The organism is Streptosporangium sp. NPDC000095 (genome assembly GCF_042899335.1).
GTDB lineage: Bacteria > Actinomycetota > Actinomycetes > Streptosporangiales > Streptosporangiaceae > Streptosporangium.
This window is the reverse complement of record NZ_JBIAZS010000015.1, coordinates 95,878-114,368: the sequence shown is the minus strand read 5'-3', so window position 1 is coordinate 114,368 and position 18,491 is coordinate 95,878. Positions and strand designations below refer to the sequence as shown.

The window sequence follows — 18,491 nt, the reverse complement described above, 5'->3', positions numbered from 1 at the left end:
TGAGCGCCGCGAATCGACGCGGAGGGGGATACCGATGGGCGGGCCTGTGTCCGGTGCGGTGGAGTTGAGCGGCGTCGGGGTCCGGGTGGTCGGCCGTACCCTGCTGGAAGGCATCGACTGGCGGGTCGGATACGGAGAGCACTGGGTGGTGCTCGGCCCCAACGGGGCGGGGAAGACCACGCTGCTCTCGTTGGCCGCCGCCGTGCGCCACCCCACCGAGGGGGCCGTCACCGTGCTCGGCCAGCGGCTGGGCCGGGTCGACCTTCGCGAGCTGCGCCGCCACATCGGTCTCGTCGCGGCCAGCCAGCGGCTCGTCGACGAGGAACTGCTGGAGGAGGAGGGGGCCACCGCCCACACCGTCGTGCTGACCGGCCACACCGGGACCAGTGCCCCGCTCTGGGACCGCTACGGCCCCGCCGAGCACGAGCGCGCCCATCACCTGCTCGCCGACCTGGGCTGCAAGGACCTCGCGGACCGGCCTTTCCGTGTCTGTTCCCAGGGGGAGCGCGCCCGCGTCCGCGTCGCCAGGGCGCTGATGTCCGAGCCGGTGATCCTGCTGCTCGACGAGCCGTTCGCCGGGCTGGACCTGCCCGCCCGCGAGGATCTGATCACCGCGGTGGAGGACCTGGCGGAGGTCCGCCCGGCGCTGACCACGGTCACCGTCACCCACCACCTGGAGGAGGTCCCGGCCACCACGACCCACGCTCTGCTGATGCGCGACGCCCGCGTCCAGGTGGGCGGTCCGGTGGCGGAGATCCTGACCGCGGAGAACCTTTCCGAGTGCTTCGGGCGTCCGCTGCGCGTCGACCACTTCGACGGTCGCTGGGCCGCCCGTGCGGTCCGCGGCGGGTACCGCGCGGGGTGATCTGCGGAAAAGCGGTGTTATGTGGGTGATCTTCCCGCTACGGTGTCACCCATGGCGACCAAGTTGAACCAGATCCTCGCCGTGGAGAAGGGCGTCAAGTCCGACACCCAGCGCAAGGTGACCGACGCTTACCACACGATCCAGAAGAACGCCCTGCTGTCGGGTCTCTCACGGACCTACCAGCCCATCGACGACGAGGGCGAGCAGCTGCCCCCGGAGTCGACCCGGGTGCAGGTGCAGGGCGAGGATCTGCTCAAGCAGGTGGGCGCCGCGCTCACCCGGCTGTTCGACGTCACCGCCACCAAGGACTGGGCCAACTGCTCGGCGAGGGCCGACATCAAGGTCGACGGCTCCACCCTCCTGGAGGACGTGCCCGTCACCTACCTGCTGTTCCTGGAGAAGCAGCTGGTCGACCTGCACACCTTCATCGCCAAGCTGCCCGTCCTGGACGCCGCCGAGGCATGGACGCTGGACCAGTCGACCGACTGCTGGCGGACCGAGCCGGTCAAGACGACCCGTACCAAGAAGGTGCCCCGCAACCACGTCAAGGCGGAGGCGACCGACAAGCATCCGGCCCAGGTAGAGGTCTACCACGAGGACATCGTCGTCGGCTTCTGGACCAAGGTCACCTTCTCGGGAGCCGTGCCCCAGAAGCGGGTGAACGAGCTCCTGGAGCGGGTCGGCAGGCTGCAGAACGCGGTGAAGTTCGCCCGTGAGGAGGCGAACGGCACCGAGATCACCTATCAGCGCGTCGGCGAGAAGGTGCTGGGCTACGTTCTCGGGTAAGATCACAGGACTCCCCGTTGGAGCACGGGGATGCGCGAAAGCGCGAAAGCTGAAACTGAACCGTCAGACTGACACGCGGTCACAGTGGGGGTTCGAGTCCCTCTCCCGGCACTGTCGAGCCGGGATGGCCCAACTGGCAGAGGCAGCCGCTCACGCTCAGACTCTCGCTCCAGATTCAGCATTCGCCGCCGGGCGCCGGATCGAACGGATACGGGCGACGAGGTCGAGTGCGGGTTCGAATCCCGCTGGGTGCTCCACGTGCGCCCATAACTTAACGGCAGAGTGCGACCTCATCATGAGTGACCCGGGTCCTTAAACGTGCCGGTGCCCCGACATGGCGGCACTCCAGGCCCTCGGGGAATGGATACTTCCCCGGGGGCCGCCGTCCTCCCGATGTCGCCCTTGGCTCCGCCCACGTCTCGGGTGAGGCCCCGGACGGTCTGCGCGGGCACGAGGAGGCCGATCGGTGCGTAGTCGCGGGAAGGTCAGTCTTTCTTGCGCTGGCGGATCAGGCCCATGAACCCCGGGCTGGGCTTGAACTTCGCCGTCCAGGTCTCCGCGATCTCCAGCGGTTCTCCGGTCTGCGGGTTGCGTCCGGTCCGTGCGGGCTTGTGGACGATCTCGAAGGACCCGAACCCGGGAATCGCCACCTTGTCCTCGGCCGCCACGGCCGTCTGGATCGTCCCCAGGATCGCGTCGAGAGCCGCGGCCGTCTGCCTCCGGGTGAGCCCGGCCTCGGCGGCGGCCTTCTCGATCAGCTCGCGCTTGTTCATAGGGAACAGTTAACGCCATCACCACCGGGTGAATCGAGCCCCGTTCCCCACTCGCACCGGTCGGGGGAGCGGGATGCCTCCCCGGTGAACCGGGCCACGAAGGTACCGCCCCTGCGACCTGTTGACCCGCTCGCCGCGCGGGTGCCCGCCGTTTCAGGCGGCGGGCACCCGTCCTCGTTCAGCGTTCGGGCTGGGCGGCCAGCCGTTCCGCCTCCGTGTGCAGTGCCTCGACGAGGATGAGCTCCAGGAGGAGATCTTCGTCAACGAGGCCGATCAGAACATCCATCGAGCCTCCCTGCCTACTTGACGTCCCAGTGGTCTCGGAAGTTGACAGGCGTACCGAACAAGACTCGAACCTGATCCGACTTCGATCGCCGGCATGCGCGGGGATCCGTCTACGCCGGAACCAGCTCCGCCAGGTCGACGTGCTCTCCGACCTCGCGGATGCTCATGCAGTACGCCACGAGGACCCGCCGTCCGTCGATCCGGCGGCTGACCAACAGGCAGGGGCCGTCGTGGACCACGATCGCCTCAACCTCGATGCCCTGAGGGCTTCGCCAGATACCCATGAGCCCGAGGCTACGGAGAACCAGGTAAGAGCGGGGTAACCAAACAGGCATATCGTGATGCGCAGTACGTATATCGGGGATCTATCTGTATGTCCTCCGATGATTAACCGGGTGGCTTTGGGTAGCAGGACCCTGGAATTACCGTCATCAGGGAGAAAACACCATGGCTTTGCCCAAGCTCACCCCCGAACAGCGTCAGGCCGCCCTGGTCAAGGCCGCCGAGACCCGCACAGCTCGCGCCAAGCTTCTCGCCGAGGTCAAGAACGGCGCGCTCAGCCTGGAGCAACTGCTAGGCCGTGAGGACGACATCGCCAAGCGCATCAAGGTGTCCCAGGCCCTTCGCGCCCTGCCCGGGGTCGGAACGGTCAAGGCCGCGCAGCTGATGGAGCAGGCCGACGTGGACGAGGCGCGTCGGCTGGGAGGTCTCGGTACCCAGCAGCGCCGCAAGCTCATCGAGGCCGTCGGCCGCTGAGATGCCCCCGACCGGCCGCCGCCCGCCGTTCCCGTGAGGAGGACTCCCGGGAACGGCGGGCGGCCGAACGGGATACCCCAGGTCGCGGACGTGGGACGGGCGGGAAGACGGGAGGGCCCCGCCGCACGGACTCGGGGGAAATCCGTGCGGCGGGGCCCTTCGATCGATCGACGACCTGGTCGTCGAACCCGTCTCGGGGGACCTCCCATGCCCTGGAGGTCGCCGGCGAGCTCGGTCCGGAGAGTCAGTGAGCCTCTGCGAACTGCTGCTCCTCCGTCGATCCCTTCAGGGCCGTGGTGGAGGAGTCCGGCGCGATGGCCGTGCTGACCAGGTCGAAGTATCCGGTGCCGACCTCGCGCTGATGGCGGGTGGCGGTGTAGCCGCGTGCCTCGGAGGCGAACTCGGCCTCCTGGAGTTCGACGTAGGAGGTCATGCCCTCCTCGGCGTAGCCCCGGGCGAGGTCGAACATCGAGTGGTTCAGTGAGTGGAACCCCGCCAGCGTGATGAACTGGAACTTGTAGCCCATGTGACCGAGCTCCCGCTGGAACTTGGCGATGGTGGAGTCGTCCAGGTGCTTCTTCCAGTTGAACGAGGGCGAGCAGTTGTAGGACAGCATCTGGTCGGGGTACTCGGCCTTGATCGCCTCGGCGAACTCGCGGGCCACGTCCAGGTCGGGGGTGGAGGTCTCCATCCAGAGCAGGTCGGAGTGGGGCGCGTAGGCCAGGCCGCGGGCGATGCAGGCGCCCACGCCGTTGCGGACCCGGTAGAAGCCCTCCGCGGTGCGGTCGCCGGTGGTGAACGCCTGGTCACGGGGGTCGACGTCGGTGGTGAGCAGGGTCGCGGCCTGAGCGTCGGTCCGCGCGATGATCAGGGTCGGCACGCCCAGCACGTCCGCCGCGAGGCGGGCGGCGCTGAGGGTCTTGATGTGCTGGCCGGTGGGGACGAGCACCTTGCCGCCGAGGTGGCCGCACTTCTTCTCCGAGGCGAGCTGGTCCTCCCAGTGCACCCCGGCGGCACCCGCGGCGATCATGCCCTTCATCAGCTCGAAGGCGTTCAGCACGCCTCCGAAGCCGGCCTCGGCGTCGGCCACGATCGGCGCGAGCCAGTGCGGCGCGTCCCGGTCGCCCTCCGACCAGGTGATCTGGTCGGCGCGCAGCAGCGCGTTGTTGATACGCCGCACGACGGCGGGGACCGAGTTGGCCGGGTAGAGGCTCTGGTCAGGGTAGGTCTGGCCGCCGAGGTTGGCGTCGGCGGCGACCTGCCAGCCGGACAGGTAGATGGCCTTGAGCCCGGCCTTGACCTGCTGCACGGCCTGGTTGCCGGTGAGCGCGCCCAGGGCGTGCACGTACTCTTCGCTGTTCAGCAGGTCCCACAGCCGCTCGGCACCGAGCCGGGCGAGGGTGTGCTCCTCCTGGACGGAACCTCGGAGTCGAACCACGTCCTCGGCCGTGTAGGTCCGCTCGGTCCCCTTCCAGCGAGGGCTGGTCTCCCACTCGTGCCGCAGCTCGTCTGCGGCTCCCTTGAGGCGATCGTTCATCGGTGACTCCTTTTCGTCCCCTGGGTGGCCTACTTCGAGTGTGTGCTCCGACGAAACGGTCAAACAAGGTCGAGTCGGACGAAAAACTAGAAATTATTCTCCTTAGATCAATACTCGCTGGTATTCGGGGGAGAAGAAGTTAATAGTTTTCTCTATGGACTAGACCAATTCTTGTGCCGGGATCGGGTGTGCGCATGCCCTCCACCGGGGACGCGCGCGAGCTCCGGCGCCGGGACCCGGTGATCGCGGTCGCCGGTTCCGGGCCGTGGCGAGGGCTTGACGGTCGCGACTCCGGGTGGCGTCGATGCGAGGGGCGACTCCGGCGGCTCCGGGCGCGGGTGCGGCGATGCCCGCTCCGCGGCCTGCCGGGGGCGAAATTTCCTCGGAAATTTCGTTTAGCATCGAGTCATGGCATCTTTGGTCGGTGAAGAACCGCTTTCCTTGACGCAGGAGCTCGATCTCATCGCGTTCGGCCAGCGGCTGAGACACCTGCGGAAGCAGCGTGGCCTCACCCTTTCCGACCTGGGCGAACGCGTGAGCCGCGCGCCCAGCCAGCTCTCCCTGCTGGAGAACGGCAAGCGTGAGCCGAAGCTGTCGCTGCTGAAGTCGCTGGCCGCCGCGCTCAACGTGCCGGTCGAGGAACTGCTCCGCAGGCAGGCGCCCAACCGGCGGGCCCAGCTGGAGATGGCGCTGGAGGAGGCGCAGCGCGACCCCCTGTACGCCGGGCTCGGCCTGGCCAGGCTGAAGATCTCCGCCCGCGTCCCCAACGACGTGCTCGAACACATCCTCGGCCTCTACGAGGAACTGCGTTCACGCCAGGCCAGGGGGACCGCCACCCCCGAGGAGGCCCGCGCGGCCAACGCCGAACTCCGCCGCAAGCAGCGTGAGCAGGGCAACTACTTCGCGGAGATCGAGCAGGCCGCCGCCGAGGCGCTCGCCGCGGTCGGCTACCGCTCGGGCGCGCTGTCGCAGAGCACCGTCCAGGCGCTGGTCAGCCACTTCGGCTACACCGTCCAGACGGTCCAGGACCTGCCGCGCACCGTGCGCTCCATCTCCGACCTGCGCAACCGGCGCATCTACGTCAAGCACGAACAGGTCGGCATGCACACCCCGCGCACGATCCTGCTGCAGACCCTCGGTCATCTCTCCCTCGGCCACCACAGGCCCCGCGACTTCGCCGACTTCCTGCGCCAGCGAACCGAGGCCAACTACTTCGCCGCCGCCGTCCTGGTGCCCGAGGCCGCCGCCGTGCCGTACCTGCGGGAGGCGAAGAAGGACCGCGCGCTGAGCGTGGAGGACCTGCGCGACGTGTTCGCCGTCTCCTACGAGATGGCCGCGCACCGCTTCACCAACCTGGCCACCAATTTCCTCGACCTGGTCTGCCACTTCGTCCGCAACAACGCCGACGGGATCATCTACAAGGCGTACGAGAACGACGGCATCGTCTTTCCCGCCGACGAGCAGGGCGCGATCGAAGGCCAGCGCATGTGCCTGCAGTGGTCGGGGCGCCAGGTCTTCCTGTCACCCGACCGCTTCTCCGTCCACTACCAGTACTCCGACTCGCCCACCGGGACCTACTTCTGTCTCGCGCACGTCGACATCTCACGCGAGCGTGACTTCGCCATCACCCTCGGCGTTCCCTATCGGGAATCGCGCTGGTTCCGTGGCAGGGAGACCACCACCCGCACCAGATCGGGCTGCCCCACCGGCGAGTGCTGCCGCCGCCCGCCCGCCGAGCTGACCCAGCGCTGGGAGGGGTACGCCTGGCCCTCGGCCCGCGGCAACTCCCACGTCCTGGCCGCGCTGCCCCCCGGATCCTTCCCGGGGGTGGACGAGGCCGACGTCTACACGTTCCTGGAGCGCCACGCCGCGGGCTGAGACGCGCGGTGCGCCCTCCGAGCGCGATGAGGATCCCCGCCACAGGTACCCGTGTCGCGAGCCGGCGGCGGTCACCCCGTGGGCGGGGCCGTCCGGCGCAGCGTCAGGGACGGGTGGCCGTGGAACCGGTAGGCACCCGCGCTGTCGGGGGCCTGCCCGCGCATGGAGCGCAGCACCTCGGCCGGGGGCTCACCGGCGAAGCAGCGCCGATAGAACTCCGGCGCCAGACCGCCGCCCGCGGGCCAGAGCGGGGCGACGACCCCGCTCGCGCCCGCGAGCAGGAACGCCTGGGCGTCCCCCGGCTCCTCCAGGAAGACGAACGGGGCACCCGCCAGCTCGTAGTCCAGCGCCTCGGAGGCGGACCCGCCGTCCGTGAAGTGGACGATGTCGGGCCCCTGCCTGAGCGCGCCCAGGACGTCGCCGAGCGCGGGGGAGACCTGCGTGGCGCCGTACTCCGTCACCAGCGGATGTGCCTGCGCCTCGCCGTACACCACCGCGACGCGGTCGGCCCGCGCGTGCACGGGAGGGGGCAGCTCGGGACGCCGTCCGCCGAGGGGCCAGCGGCCGGTCGCCAGCTGGCAGCCCAGGTAAGGGGGCAGCGAGGGATCGTACGGCTGCTCGAGCACGGCCAGCTCCCAGGGCACGTGCGGCTCCTGGGAGAGGATGAGCACGTTCGGGCGGCGCGGCGCGACCCGGCCGGCCACCGCGTACAGCAGCTCCCAGAAACCCCAGGGCACGCGCGAGCCGACCTCCCGCCCCAGTTCCTCGGAGAGACGGCCCCGATCGGTCAGCTGCCGGCCGAACTCCGAGGCCCGGGTGCCGAGGTCGCAGGGCTCGGCCTGGTCCGGGGTGACGAAGTGCGGTGACTGGTAGGTCCACCACAGCAGTCCCGGCCTGTCACCGTGGACGATGATCGCCGTGACGTCGGCGGGTTCTCCCACGAGGGCGGGACGGATGCGGGTGCCCGAGACCGGCTCCAGCGCCTCGTGTCCGCCGAGGGCGCCGGGCGAACCGTGGACCGTGACCGCACGCAGGCCGAACCCGACCACCTGGCCGCCTACGGAGTAGGTCACCTGGATCTGCCGGGCGGCTTCGGGCTCCTCCTGAGCCAGGGCGACGAGGTCGACCACGGCCCGTGGGTACGGTGACGTCTCGTCGGCACGCAGCCGCACCCGCCGGCCGCCGGGCGCGTCGAAGCCCTCGGCGACGATCTGGATGTCCAGGTCGATCGGCTCGCGCGGTGTCGCGGTGCCGTCCTGCCCCTGGCCTGGGGCGACGCCGACCGTCACCTCCGAGCCCCAGCCCGCGACCACCTCCGCGGGAGCCTCGATGAGCGGGATCACCTCCCAGCCGGGCCCCGGTGCCGGAGGTTGTGTCTCCTTGCGCCGCCTGCGGAAGGCCCCGGTCAGCCGGTCGAGAACCGAGGGGCTCCGGCTCTCCGCGGGACCCGGTGCCGCGGCCGCGGCCGTCGACGATGCCGCCGCCGGAGGCTGCGGCGCGGGGACCTGCGGTGACGGTGCCTGAGGCGTCGGGGGCGGTGGCTCCGGGGTTGTCCGCGGCGCTTCGGGGAACGGTGGCGGATCCTCTCCGGGCGTCTGCCCTGACCCCGGAGCGGGACGCCTCTGCCCGCCCATGTCGGGGAGCAGCCAGGCGGGAGTGTAGGCACCGGTCGCCGGAGCGTCGATCGGCTCCCAGCCGGAGGGGTCCGTGCCGTTCGGGGGCGCCGCGCCCCAGGAGGACGGGGTGGGGCCCGCGCCGCCCGGCGGAAAGCCGAGACCGCTCCCGCCTCCGGGCGAGCCCGGCTCGGCGCCCGGCCGCCGGGAGAGCAGGGGAATCACCTGCTCGGGGGTGACGCCCCGCTCCAGGCTCAGCAGCGCGGTGAGCCGGTCCCAGGCGGGGCCGTACTCGGCGACGAGCCTGATGACCGCGTCCGCCAGCTGGTCGGAGGGCCGGCTGCCCGCCTCGGCGAGCAGCGGATCCAGCCGGTCACGAAGCTCGCCGGAGGCGCCCCCCATCAGGCTGTCGAGCTCGTCGCGGACGCCGCGCGCCGCCCGCATCACGGCTACCGGGTTCATCTCGTCCCCCCTCATTCCGGACTGAACTGATCTTCCCACCTGCGTGGCGGAGACGGGAGCCGGTAGGTGTCCGGAATCAGCGCCACATAGGGTGATACCCCTAACCGCCGAGGTGATGGAAAGGGTGGGTCGTGCTGCCTGAGGTCGAGGCATGGCTACGCGGGCGCACCTCATCCTCGGGTGACTGGGCGCTGCCGGAGCTGCTGGAAGCCAAGGGTGAGACGACGATCAGTGTCGTGTTGCCCGCCCGCGACGAGGAGGAGACGGTCGGGGAGATCGTCGCGGCGATCCGCCGCGATCTCATGGAGGCCGTTCCGCTCGTCGACGAACTCGTGGTCATCGACTCCCGCTCCGTCGACGAGACCGCGGTACGCGCGGCGCGGGCCGGGGCGAGGGTGGTCGCCCAGGACGAGGTCCTGCCCGATCTCAAACCGCTGGACGGCAAGGGCGAGGCGCTCTGGAAGTCCCTCGCCGCGACCTCCGGCGACCTGCTGGTCTTCGTCGACGCCGATCTGCGCGAGTTCCGCACGTCCTTCGTGACCGGGTTGCTCGGCCCGCTGCTCGCCGATCCGGCGGTGGTCTACGTCAAGGGCTGCTACGACCGGCCCCTGTGGAACGCGAGGAGCGGTGGCGGGCGGGTCACCGAGCTGGTCGCGCGCCCCCTGCTCAACCTGCACTGGCCACGGCTGGCCGGGTTCGTGCAACCCCTCGCGGGGGAGTACGCCGGGCGCAGGTCCGTGCTGGAGCGCGTCCCGTTCGTCACCGGCTACGGCGTGGAGCTTGCCCTGCTGATCGACCTGCTCGACCTCGCGGGTCTCGACGCGTTGGCCCAGGTCGATCTGGGACGCCGGGTGCACTCCCACCAGTCGACGGAGGCGCTCGGCGGGATGGCCGCCCAGATCCTGCAGACCTCCTGGTCACGCCTGGAGCGCCAGAACATGATGGTCTCCCTGCATCGGCCGTCTCCCCGCCTGGCCCAGTTCCGCCGGGGCGCGGACGGCCACCAGGTGAGCGTCAGGGACGTCGCCGTCGCCGAACGCCCCCCGATGGCGACGATCCCGGCCTACCGTTCGCTTCGCTGACCAGGCCGTACGACCTGACGGCGAGGGTGGCGAGGGTGGCGAGGGTGGCGAGGGTGGCGAGGGTACTGACGGCCCGGCGGGGGCTCTCACGGCGAAGGCCGGTTCGTCCCGAGGCCCCGCGAAGACCGTCCCGGGAACCGGCCCTTCGGCCGGGCCCCGGACGTGGCGGTCAGGAGGCGAGCAGTGAGGCGTAGCGGTCGAGGTCGACGTTGCCCCCGCTGACGATCACACCGACCCGTTTCCCGCCGAGCCGGTCGGCGAGGTCGCGGACGGCGGCCAGGCCGAGGCATCCGGTGGGCTCGACGACGATTTTCATCGCCGATCCGAAGAGTTTCATCGCGTCGACGAGATCGGCGTCGGTGGCGGTGACGATGTCGTCGACCTCGCGGCGGATGATCTCGAACGTGTGGGTGCCGAGCCGCTGGGTCTGCGCGCCGTCGGCGATGGTCTTCGGCGTGTCGATCTGGACGATGGAGCCCTGCCGCAGCGACCGCCGCCCGTCGTCGCCCGCCTCCGGCTCGACGCCGTACAGCGCGCAGCCGGGCGACAGCGCGCGAGCCGACAGCGCCGTGCCGGAGAGCAGCCCGCCGCCGCCCAGGGGGACGAAGAGCGCGTCGAGGTCGCCGACCTCGTCGAACAACTCCTTGGCGGCGGTGCCCTGACCGGCGATCACGTGGGGGTGGTCGTACGGCGGGATCAGGGTGAGACCGCGGTCGGCGGCGAGCGCGCCGCAGATCTCCTCCCGGTGCTCGGTGTAGCGGTCGTAGCGGATGATCTTCCCGCCGTACCCCTCGGTGGCGGCCACCTTCGAGGCCGGCGCGTCGTGCGGCATGATGATCGTGGCCGGGATGTCGAGCAGCCGGGCGGCCAGGGCGATCGCCTGGGCGTGGTTGCCCGAGGAGTAGGTGATCACGCCGGAGCGTCGCTGCTCGGGGGTGAACCGTGACAGCGCGTTGAACGCGCCGCGGAACTTGAAGGCGCCCATCCGCTGGAAGTTCTCGCACTTGAACACCACGTCGGCGCCGACGCTCTCGTCGATCCGGCGTGAGCGCAGCACGGGGGTGCGGTGCACCTGCGGAGCGATGCGGTCGGCGGCGCTCAGGACGTCGTCGTAGGTCGGGGACATAAGGGGCATCGGGGACGTCGATGACTGGGACATCGGCTGGCTCTCCTCGGTCGGCGCGGCTCCTCGAAGCCTGGCATTCCCGTCGTGCGGGCGGTGTACCGGGGGCGCCGCCGTCCGACGATCCCCGGCACGCGACCCGTACGCGGTGTCGTGAGGCGGTGTGCGCGGTGCCGGCTGGGACGGCGCCGTGGGGGCGCGGGGGCGCGGCACGGAATCGACGAGGACGATGAGGACACGGCGCGCCGTCCGGTCTAGCATCGGGTCGTCCGGTGTGACAGGCAGGCCGGATTCACCGGCCGGACAGTGCCGGAAGGTGAGCGCGCAGTGGTGCGATCCTCGGTGTAGGTGGTGTTGTGGTGGCAGTCGGTACGATCCTTCGTTTTGACGAGGTACGCGGGTACGGGTTCATCGCCGCGGTCGGCGGGGGTGAGGATGTGTTCTTCCACGCCAACGACTTCGGTGAGAGCAGGCACGTCCTCCAGCCCGGCCTGCGAGTGGAGTACGAGGTCATGGAGGGCGAGCGGGGCCTGAAGGTCTCGACCGTCAGTCTTCTGGACCCGCCGCCGAGCCGGCGGCCGGTCGCGGCCGTGCCTCTCTCGGACGCCGTCTCCTCGCAGCAGTTCGGCGACGACGACGGGGTGTGCGACGTGTTGTCGGCGAAGTCCTTCAACGGCGCGGTGACCGAGCTGCTCATCGAGCACGCGCCCACGCTGACGGGCGCGCAGATCGGGCAGGTCAGGAATCGTCTCCTGACGTTCGCCCGGTCCCACGGCTGGGTCGACGACTGAGGCCGGACGATACGTCCCCGCCGTTCCGGATCCGTGGCGAGCCGGGATCCGGAACGGCATGGCTCAGGCGTACTGCGGTGGGCCCGGCCGGGGAGGGCTCGCACCCGGTCACGTCGAGCGGAGAGAAGGGGCTCGGCCGCCGGGCTTTGGGGAGGCCGTCGCGTGCCGCGGAACAGGTGCCGGACGGGCGCGGGACGTGGACGCGGGGGAGCGGGTCGGGGGGCGGGGCGCCCTACCGGCATGAACAGGTGCGGAAGGGTGAGGCTCACAGTCCTTGGCGTTCTTCGGTTGGATGCGTGCCAAAGTTCTGTTCATATGGGACAAAAGCGGTTATTCTCGACGAGCATTGACCGTGATCGGCCGGAATCGTCCGTGATTCCGCAGGCCAGCGGGCCTTTCGGTGGAGAGCAGGGGTGGCGATGGCGCGCTGGTTGGGCCAGCTGCTCGTGCTGGCCGTCGTCGCCCTCGTCGCGCTGACCACCCTCGCGACGCCCGCCTCCGCGCACGGGCAGCTCGCGATGTCGACGCCGGCCAAGGACAGCACGGTGAAAGAGCCGCTGGAGTCGCTCGCGCTCTACTTCACCGAGAAGCCCGCTCCGAACGCGTACTTCACCGTCACCGCCCCCAGCGGCGTCCGCGTCGACGAGCCCTGGTCGCACGGGCAGCCCGAGCGCCTCGACGAGCCGGTCAGGGAATACAACCTCGTGGACGGTACCTGGCAGCCGAGCCTGTACCACACCGGCTTCCCCGCGAAAGTCCCCGTCGCCCACTGGCCTGAGAAGGGCCTGTACGTCGCCCGTTACATATCGGTCGCCTCGGACGGCGAGAAGGTGGAAGGCGAGGTCCGGTTCACCTACAAGGGCTCGACGTCGGGTCCGCCCAAGGGCTGGAAGGCCCCCACGAACGAACCCGACCCCGCGCTGCTCGCCATGTTGGAACCCGGCGCCACCACGCCGTCGGCCCCGGCGGCCGGACCCGCCGTCCCGCAGGCCACCCCGCAGACCACGCCCCAGGCCGCGGCTTCGAACGCGCCCCAGGCCACCTCGGGCTTCGACCTGTCGGTGTGGCTGCTGCCCGCCCTCCTCGTCGTCGGAGCGGGGTTCATGGTGGTCCGGGCGGCACGGCGGCCGGCGCCCTCCGGCGCGCAGGTCCGTCGGCGCTCCACCGGGCCGCCCGGAAGGAAACCCGCGGGTCGGCCGACGGCCGCGTCGCGCAGGACGGGGAGCGCGAAGGCGGTCAAGTCCGCCAAACGACGCTGATCCGCCCCCTCCGCGCTCCGGCTCCGCCGACGACACCCGGTCCCGTACCGACCTCACTGTTTTCATACCGATTCACCGTCCCCGCCCCCCGCCGACTCGTCGGCCCGACCACCGACCCCCCCAGGAGAAAAGTCATGACGCCCACCCTTGCCCGCCGCCTGCTCGCCGTGCTCATGCTCGGTGCGACCCTGCTGACGGCCACGGCCTGTGGCTCGTCCGCCGCGGACCCCGGCGCCTCGACGGTCAAGGAGATCACGGTGACCATCGCCGGACGGCAGGTGACGCCCCCGCCCGGCCGGATCGACGTGACCAAGGGGCAGACGGTACGGATCACGGTGACCGGTGACGCGCCCGACGAGGCGCACGTCCACGGCTACGACAAGGCCGTGACCCTGACGCCCGGCACGCCCGCGACGATCGAGTTCGTCGCCGACCAGGACGGCCTGTTCGAGTTCGAGACCCACGAATCGAAGCTGCAGCTCTTGCAGCTCGTGGTGCGCTAGGCCGGCGTGATGTTCCTGGCTCACGGGATCGGCGGGCGCCAGGATCTGCCGATCCCCTTCGAGGCCGCGCTGATCGGCGCGATCCTCGCCCTGCTGGTGTCGTTCGTGGCGCTGGGCGCCCTGTGGACCGAGCCGCGACTGGGTCTCGACGCCCGCCGTCCCCGCCCACTCGCCCCCCTGGTCCAGAGGATGGTCTCCGCACGGGCGTGGCCGTGGGTCTGGCGGGTCGCCGGGCTCGTCGCCGCGGCGTACTTCTGCGTGGGCCTGCTCTTCGGCCCCGACCGGGTAGAGAATCCCACGGCGGGAGTGTTCTACGTCCTGTTCTGGGTCGGCCTGGTGCCGCTCTCGCTGCTGTTCGGACCGGTGTGGCCGGTTCTCAACCCGCTGCGGACACTGCACCTGCTGGCCTGCCGGGGACTCGGACGCGATCCCGAGACCGGGATGCGCCCGCTGCCGCCGGGGCTCGGCTACTGGCCCGCGGCGGGCGGTCTCCTCGCCTTCGTCTGGCTGGAGCTGGTCGCCCCGGAACGGGCCACCCTGCCGGTCATCGGGGCCTGGCTCGCCGTGTACGTCGTGTTCGTGCTCGGGGGAGCGGTTCTCTTCGGGTCGCGCTGGTTCGACCACGCGGACGCGTTCGAGGTCTACAGCACCCTCGTCGGCCACCTCGCCCCGGTGACCAGGCGCCCCGACGGCGTCGTGACCTGGCGTAACTCGCTCGACGGCATGGCCGGGCTCCGGCCGGTGCCCGGGCTGACGGTGCTGGTGGTGGTGCTTCTCGGCTCCACCATGTACGACAGCCTCTCCAACGCCCCCGTCTGGGTGCGCTTCGTGCAGGAGAGCTCGCTGCCGGCACCGGTCATGGGAACGGCGGGGTTGTTCATCGTCATCGGCCTGGTGCTCGCGGCGTATCGCGGGGCGACCGCGCTCGCCGGTCGCTGGGGGGCGGCGGAGCCGGGGACGACGTCGGGCGAACTCGCCCACGCGGTCGTCCCGATCGCCGTCGGATACGTGGTCGCCCACTACTACACGCTGCTCCTCCTCGAAGGGCAGCGGACCATCGCCCTGCTCTCCGATCCGCTGGGCACCGGCGCCGACTGGCTGGGCACCGCGGACTGGACCGTCCAGGCGGCCGGTACCTCGCCCGCCGGGATCGCCATGCTCCAGGTGACGGTCATCATCGTCGGTCACGTTCTCGGCACCGTGCTCGCCCACGACCGCGCGCTCGCCCTGTTCCCCCGCAGGACCGCCGTCCTCGGGCAGATTCCCCTCCTCGTGCTGATGGTGGTCTACACGGTGGTGGGCCTCTTCCTCCTCTTCGCGGGCTGACCCCGCCGGCCACCGGCTCGCAGAGCTTGAGACGGTGGCCGGCGGGGTCAGGTGGAGGATCTCGCGGACCGGCTGGAGGGAGCGGGGCCCCGCACCGACATGGCAGGCGTCGCCGCCTTCGGACCGTGCGCGGGCCGAGGGTTCTCCTCGGAGTGCACCACGACCACCAGTTCGCTGTCCGTCCCGATGGACTTGACGACATTCAGGGTCGCCGGGGCGTCCCTGGACAGGACGACGACCTTGTTGATCCGCACGTCGACGTAGCGGATGGTCTTGCCGTCCGGGTGGGCGGGCAGGAGATCGTCGAGTCTCTGCTTGACCGCTCTCAGCGTCGCCAGTGATACGCGGACGACCTTGGGTGTGGCGCCCGCGGAGACGATCGCCGGGATGTCGGCGGAGCTGGTGGTGGCGATCATGAGGGTTTCCGCGACGGTTCCCGTGAACCAGGAGCCGCCGAAACGGTCGCCGAGTTCCTCGCGCAGCCGCGCCTCGACCGGTGTCAGCCGGGCCTCGTTGAGCAGCCGGGTCGCGACCTGCTGCCTGGTGAGACCGAGGTCGCGCTGGAGCGCCTCGATGAGGCCCGGCGGCAGGTTCGACAGGATGGGCGGGTCCGGCGGCGGAGGCGCGGTGGCGCTGGGACCGGCGGTCGGTACGGGCGCGGGGCACGTCGTCCGGGGTGTGGTGACGGTGGGACGGGGCGTCGGCGCGCACGCGGCGCCCGAGGGGCGGGTCTTGTGTGGGGGCACGGTGCCCGCCGTCCGGGGTGTGGTGACGGTGGCAGGGGATGTCAGGGCGAGCGTGGCGACGGCCGGAAGAGACGCCAGGGCGAGTGCGGTGATCGCCAGAGTGCCCCCCGTGGTGGCGATGCGGCGACGGGACATGTTGCTCTCTCCTCTGCCTCTTCCGAAGCGTGAGGGGGAGCGGCCGCACATCGTCGGTCGCACGACATGGACCGACACGGATCGACACGGACACCGCCACCTTAGTCCGGCCGCCGTCGAATCCGGCCGCGAAAGCCGGGCGCCACGCTGGGCGGACAAGACCCGGGCGTGGGTCAGCCGATGCGCAGCGGGAGCGTGCGTGGTCCGCGGACCTGGCCCGTGGACCAGGTCACCGCCGCCGGGTCGTCGAGCGTGAAGCGCGGATTCCGCTCCAGCCAGACCTCGAGGGCGACCTGCAGTTCCATCCGGGCCAGGTGCGACCCCGCACAGCGGTGGATGCCCAGACCGAACGCGGCGTGCCGGTTGACCTCGCGGTCGATGACGACCTCGCCCGCCCGGTCGAACTGGGCCTCGTCGCGGTTGGCCGCCGGGAACGACAGCAGGATCCAGTCGTCGGCCTTCATGTCGACACCGTTCCAGTGCATGTCCTCCTTGACCAGCCGGGCCATCGTGACCGGCGCGTAGGCCCGGAGGAACTCCTCCATCGCGGTCGGCAGCAGAGCCGGCTCGGCGACCAGGCGCTCACGGTCGGCCGGAGTCTTGGCCAGGTGCCACAACGACGCGCCGATCGCGCTCCACGTCGTGTCGATGCCCGCGATGAGCAGCAGCGCCATCGTGCCCGCCACATGGGCCGGCTCCAGCTTCCTGCCGTACAGCTCCGCGTTGACGAGGTAGGTCGTGAGGTCGTCACGCGGGTTGGCGACGTGGTCGCGGATCTGCTCCAGCAGGTAGTCGAAGAGCTTGTCCATCCTGGCGATGCGCTCTTCCGGTGGCCGGTTGACGCCCTCCAGCGCGTTCTCGACGAACTCACGGAACCGCGGACCGTCCTCGGGCGGGAAGCCCAGCATGTCGCTGATGACGCGCACCGGGATGTGCTGGGCGTAGTCACGGGCGGCGTCGACGACGTCCTGCCCCTCAAGCGCGTCGACGAGCGAGTGGCAGAACGCTCGCGTCGCCGGCTCCTGCCTGGCGACCACCGACTTGGTGAACATCGGCAGCAGCAGCTTGCGCGCGTCGTGATGGAAGGGCGGGTCGGAGGAGATCGGCGGTGTGCCGCCCACCGGGGCCACCTCGCGTGGTGGCCGGAAGTTGCCCACGATGATCGACCGGGAGGAGAAGCGCTCGGTGTCGTAGGCGATGGCCGCGACGTCCTCGTAGCGGGTCGGCAGCCAGGCGCCGCCGAACCGATCGGTGTGCGCTATCGGGCAGCGCCGCCGCAGGTCGTCCTGGATCGGGTACGGGTCGGCCGCCCATTCCGGTTCGGTGTGGGAGAAGTCGGTCGCCCAGTCCGAGACAGGTCCGGTGATGATCTCGTTGCGCACGCCGTCGGGGCGGTTCTGCTGCCTGCCTCCGAGCGCCTGCTCACTGAAACGGTCATCGATGGTCATGTCATGCCTCCTGGAGGATCTCGATCGCTCTTTCCGGGCAGTTCGCAACGGCCAGGCGCGCCGCCCGCTCCTCGCCCGGCGGTACGACGCCGTCGCCGACGACCTGCCCGTAGCCCTCGTCGTCCTCGTCGAACAGGGCGGGGGCGAGGGCGTAGCAGCGACCGTGTCCCTGGCACCCCTCCGGGTCGATCCATACTTTCACTGTCGCTCTCCTCTCCGTGCCGTGGCGTCGGCGGAGGACGAGGGGGATGGTGTTCCCCCGTCAGGGGCGAAGGCGGCGACGAGACGGGTGAGCAACGCGGCCCACTCCTCCTCGTCGACCGTGTGCAGGTCGGGTGTGACGAGCGCGCTGCCCATCGCGAGCAGCAGGCAGAGATGTGACAACGCGTTCGGCGAGAGGGTGCCGTCCACTTCGCCGTCGTTCTGTGCGGCGCGGACGAGCCCGGCGAGCCAGTCGGTGCGCTCGCCGACGTAGTCGCGCATCGGCCGGGCGACGTCCTCGTCGCGGCGTGCCACCACGAGCGCCTCGACGATGAGATGGTTGTGGGCGTCGGGCCGCCTGTGCGGGAGCCCTCGGCCGACGACGGCGAGCAGTTTCGTGATCGACTGCTCCGGGTCCGCGGCGAACAAGGTGGCCAGCAGTCGCGGCCCGTGCTCGCGCAGCGCGGCCACCAGCAGCTCGGCCTTCGAGCCGAAGTGCGCGTACAGGGCACCGTTGCTCACCCCGGCGGCGGAGGCGATGTCGGCCACGCGCGTGCCGTCGTAGCCACGCGCGGCGAAGGACTCGGCCGCCGCGCGCAGCAGCCGCTCGCGGGTCTCGGCGGCGCTGACGCCCGCGATACGCCCCATGCGTCAATTAAAAGAACGTTCATTTGATGTTGTCAACAGCGGGCGGCGGTGAGGTGGGTTGTCTAGCGCCGTCGAACTTGAGAGTTCGGCGCGCATCTGAGAGTCGACTTGAGAGTGAGGAGTCGAAGATGAGAGTGGGGTTCCTCCCCCGGCGCCTGGCGTTGGTGGTTGAACCGCAGCCCGGCGAGTCGTTCTCCTCTTGGGTTGATCGGATGGCGGTGCGGAACGGATGTCCGTCATGGACACTCGCCGAGTCGCTGGGGCTCGATGTGCG

18 protein-coding genes and 1 tRNA gene are annotated in these 18,491 nt (G+C 70.5%); 10 read left to right on the top strand and 9 right to left on the bottom strand.

What is annotated here, in order from left to right; genetic code table 11:
• The first annotated feature begins 34 nt into the window (after positions 1-34).
• The 3 genes from ACFY3V_RS29405 to ACFY3V_RS29395 all read left to right on the top strand — a co-directional run bounded on the left by ACFY3V_RS29405 (position 35) and on the right by ACFY3V_RS29395 (position 1,908).
• Entirely contained in the window at positions 35-865 is an 831-nt protein-coding gene (locus ACFY3V_RS29405) for an ATP-binding cassette domain-containing protein (protein WP_350949103.1), read from the top strand.
• Positions 866-916: 51 nt separating this feature from the next.
• A complete protein-coding gene (locus ACFY3V_RS29400) occupies positions 917-1,651 on the top strand; it encodes a hypothetical protein (protein ID WP_350949102.1) in 735 nt (244 codons plus the stop codon).
• A gap of 124 nt (positions 1,652-1,775) precedes the next feature.
• Positions 1,776-1,908, top strand: a tRNA-OTHER gene (locus tag ACFY3V_RS29395).
• A 228-nt stretch (positions 1,909-2,136) separates the two neighbouring features.
• Here ACFY3V_RS29395 and ACFY3V_RS29390 read toward each other — a convergent pair.
• Together ACFY3V_RS29390 and ACFY3V_RS29385 are read right to left on the bottom strand one after the other, a co-directional pair.
• Positions 2,137-2,424, bottom strand: coding sequence for an HU family DNA-binding protein (locus ACFY3V_RS29390; RefSeq protein WP_030909250.1), 288 nt, complete (start codon positions 2,422-2,424; stop codon positions 2,137-2,139).
• Positions 2,425-2,819: 395 nt separating this feature from the next.
• Positions 2,820-2,993: a hypothetical protein gene (locus ACFY3V_RS29385; RefSeq protein WP_350949100.1), complete on the bottom strand. Its 174-nt coding sequence runs from the start codon at positions 2,991-2,993 to the stop codon at positions 2,820-2,822.
• 163 nt (positions 2,994-3,156) lie between these two features.
• On the opposite strand from ACFY3V_RS29385, the gene mihF reads away from it, so the two are divergent.
• Positions 3,157-3,465, top strand: a complete 309-nt coding sequence (gene mihF, locus ACFY3V_RS29380) for an integration host factor, actinobacterial type (protein ID WP_329083125.1) — start codon at positions 3,157-3,159, stop codon at positions 3,463-3,465.
• Positions 3,466-3,709: 244 nt separating this feature from the next.
• Here the strand turns inward: mihF and aceA are convergent, their stop codons facing one another.
• Entirely contained in the window at positions 3,710-5,002 is a 1,293-nt protein-coding gene (gene aceA, locus ACFY3V_RS29375) for an isocitrate lyase (protein WP_362903076.1), read from the bottom strand.
• Positions 5,003-5,410: 408 nt separating this feature from the next.
• Between aceA and ACFY3V_RS29370 the strand changes: the two genes are divergently transcribed.
• Positions 5,411-6,880 carry a helix-turn-helix domain-containing protein gene (locus ACFY3V_RS29370; protein ID WP_389778032.1) on the top strand — a complete coding sequence of 490 codons (1,470 nt, stop codon included), beginning with the start codon at positions 5,411-5,413 and terminating at the stop codon, positions 6,878-6,880.
• A gap of 71 nt (positions 6,881-6,951) precedes the next feature.
• Here ACFY3V_RS29370 and ACFY3V_RS29365 read toward each other — a convergent pair whose 3' ends face one another.
• Entirely contained in the window at positions 6,952-8,955 is a 2,004-nt protein-coding gene (locus tag ACFY3V_RS29365; protein WP_389778030.1) for a hypothetical protein, read from the bottom strand.
• A gap of 131 nt (positions 8,956-9,086) precedes the next feature.
• On the opposite strand from ACFY3V_RS29365, the gene ACFY3V_RS29360 reads away from it, so the two are divergent.
• Positions 9,087-10,037 carry a glucosyl-3-phosphoglycerate synthase gene (locus ACFY3V_RS29360; RefSeq protein ID WP_362925410.1) on the top strand — a complete coding sequence of 317 codons (951 nt, stop codon included), beginning with the start codon at positions 9,087-9,089 and terminating at the stop codon, positions 10,035-10,037.
• A 169-nt stretch (positions 10,038-10,206) separates the two neighbouring features.
• Here ACFY3V_RS29360 and ACFY3V_RS29355 read toward each other — a convergent pair whose 3' ends face one another.
• Positions 10,207-11,163 (bottom strand): threo-3-hydroxy-L-aspartate ammonia-lyase, encoded by a 957-nt coding sequence (locus ACFY3V_RS29355; protein ID WP_389778028.1) that lies wholly within the window; start codon positions 11,161-11,163, stop codon positions 10,207-10,209.
• Between the two features lie 356 nt (positions 11,164-11,519).
• On the opposite strand from ACFY3V_RS29355, the gene ACFY3V_RS29350 reads away from it, so the two are divergent.
• From ACFY3V_RS29350 to ACFY3V_RS29335, 4 genes are all read left to right on the top strand, one after another.
• Positions 11,520-11,951 (top strand): cold shock domain-containing protein, encoded by a 432-nt coding sequence (locus tag ACFY3V_RS29350; RefSeq protein ID WP_350949095.1) that lies wholly within the window; start codon positions 11,520-11,522, stop codon positions 11,949-11,951.
• A gap of 419 nt (positions 11,952-12,370) precedes the next feature.
• Positions 12,371-13,210, top strand: coding sequence for a copper resistance protein CopC (locus tag ACFY3V_RS29345; RefSeq protein WP_389778025.1), 840 nt, complete (start codon positions 12,371-12,373; stop codon positions 13,208-13,210).
• Between the two features lie 134 nt (positions 13,211-13,344).
• Positions 13,345-13,713 (top strand): cupredoxin domain-containing protein, encoded by a 369-nt coding sequence (locus ACFY3V_RS29340; RefSeq protein ID WP_350949093.1) that lies wholly within the window; start codon positions 13,345-13,347, stop codon positions 13,711-13,713.
• A 9-nt stretch (positions 13,714-13,722) separates the two neighbouring features.
• Positions 13,723-15,039, top strand: a complete 1,317-nt coding sequence (locus ACFY3V_RS29335) for a hypothetical protein (RefSeq protein ID WP_350949092.1) — start codon at positions 13,723-13,725, stop codon at positions 15,037-15,039.
• 47 nt (positions 15,040-15,086) lie between these two features.
• On the opposite strand, the gene ACFY3V_RS29330 is transcribed toward ACFY3V_RS29335, so the two are convergent.
• From ACFY3V_RS29330 to ACFY3V_RS29315, 4 genes are all read right to left on the bottom strand, one after another.
• Positions 15,087-15,920, bottom strand: coding sequence for a S1 family peptidase (locus ACFY3V_RS29330; protein WP_389778022.1), 834 nt, complete (start codon positions 15,918-15,920; stop codon positions 15,087-15,089).
• A gap of 173 nt (positions 15,921-16,093) precedes the next feature.
• The gene (locus ACFY3V_RS29325) at positions 16,094-17,368 is read right to left on the bottom strand and encodes a cytochrome P450 (RefSeq protein ID WP_389778020.1); all 1,275 of its coding nucleotides are present in this window, start codon (positions 17,366-17,368) and stop codon (positions 16,094-16,096) included.
• Between the two features lies 1 nt (position 17,369).
• The gene (locus ACFY3V_RS29320; protein WP_362903094.1) at positions 17,370-17,570 is read right to left on the bottom strand and encodes a ferredoxin; all 201 of its coding nucleotides are present in this window, start codon (positions 17,568-17,570) and stop codon (positions 17,370-17,372) included.
• Positions 17,567-18,217 carry a TetR/AcrR family transcriptional regulator gene (locus ACFY3V_RS29315; RefSeq protein ID WP_362903096.1) on the bottom strand — a complete coding sequence of 217 codons (651 nt, stop codon included), beginning with the start codon at positions 18,215-18,217 and terminating at the stop codon, positions 17,567-17,569. The genes ACFY3V_RS29320 and ACFY3V_RS29315 overlap by 4 nt, the downstream gene beginning before the upstream one ends.
• Positions 18,218-18,491 lie beyond the last annotated feature (274 nt).

Coding starts and splice junctions, on each gene's coding strand:
- ACFY3V_RS29405 (WP_350949103.1), top strand. CDS start 35: ATGGGCGGGCCTGTGTCCGGTGCGGTGGAGTTGAGCGGCGTCGGGGTC.
- ACFY3V_RS29400 (WP_350949102.1), top strand. CDS start 917: ATGGCGACCAAGTTGAACCAGATCCTCGCCGTGGAGAAGGGCGTCAAG.
- ACFY3V_RS29390 (WP_030909250.1), bottom strand. CDS start 2,424: ATGAACAAGCGCGAGCTGATCGAGAAGGCCGCCGCCGAGGCCGGGCTC.
- ACFY3V_RS29385 (WP_350949100.1), bottom strand. CDS start 2,993: ATGGGTATCTGGCGAAGCCCTCAGGGCATCGAGGTTGAGGCGATCGTG.
- mihF (WP_329083125.1), top strand. CDS start 3,157: ATGGCTTTGCCCAAGCTCACCCCCGAACAGCGTCAGGCCGCCCTGGTC.
- aceA (WP_362903076.1), bottom strand. CDS start 5,002: ATGAACGATCGCCTCAAGGGAGCCGCAGACGAGCTGCGGCACGAGTGG.
- ACFY3V_RS29370 (WP_389778032.1), top strand. CDS start 5,411: ATGGCATCTTTGGTCGGTGAAGAACCGCTTTCCTTGACGCAGGAGCTC.
- ACFY3V_RS29365 (WP_389778030.1), bottom strand. CDS start 8,955: ATGAACCCGGTAGCCGTGATGCGGGCGGCGCGCGGCGTCCGCGACGAG.
- ACFY3V_RS29355 (WP_389778028.1), bottom strand. CDS start 11,163: ATGTCCCCGACCTACGACGACGTCCTGAGCGCCGCCGACCGCATCGCT.
- ACFY3V_RS29345 (WP_389778025.1), top strand. CDS start 12,371: ATGGCGCGCTGGTTGGGCCAGCTGCTCGTGCTGGCCGTCGTCGCCCTC.
- ACFY3V_RS29340 (WP_350949093.1), top strand. CDS start 13,345: ATGACGCCCACCCTTGCCCGCCGCCTGCTCGCCGTGCTCATGCTCGGT.
- ACFY3V_RS29335 (WP_350949092.1), top strand. CDS start 13,723: ATGTTCCTGGCTCACGGGATCGGCGGGCGCCAGGATCTGCCGATCCCC.
- ACFY3V_RS29330 (WP_389778022.1), bottom strand. CDS start 15,920: ATGTCCCGTCGCCGCATCGCCACCACGGGGGGCACTCTGGCGATCACC.
- ACFY3V_RS29325 (WP_389778020.1), bottom strand. CDS start 17,368: ATGACCATCGATGACCGTTTCAGTGAGCAGGCGCTCGGAGGCAGGCAG.
- ACFY3V_RS29315 (WP_362903096.1), bottom strand. CDS start 18,217: ATGGGGCGTATCGCGGGCGTCAGCGCCGCCGAGACCCGCGAGCGGCTG.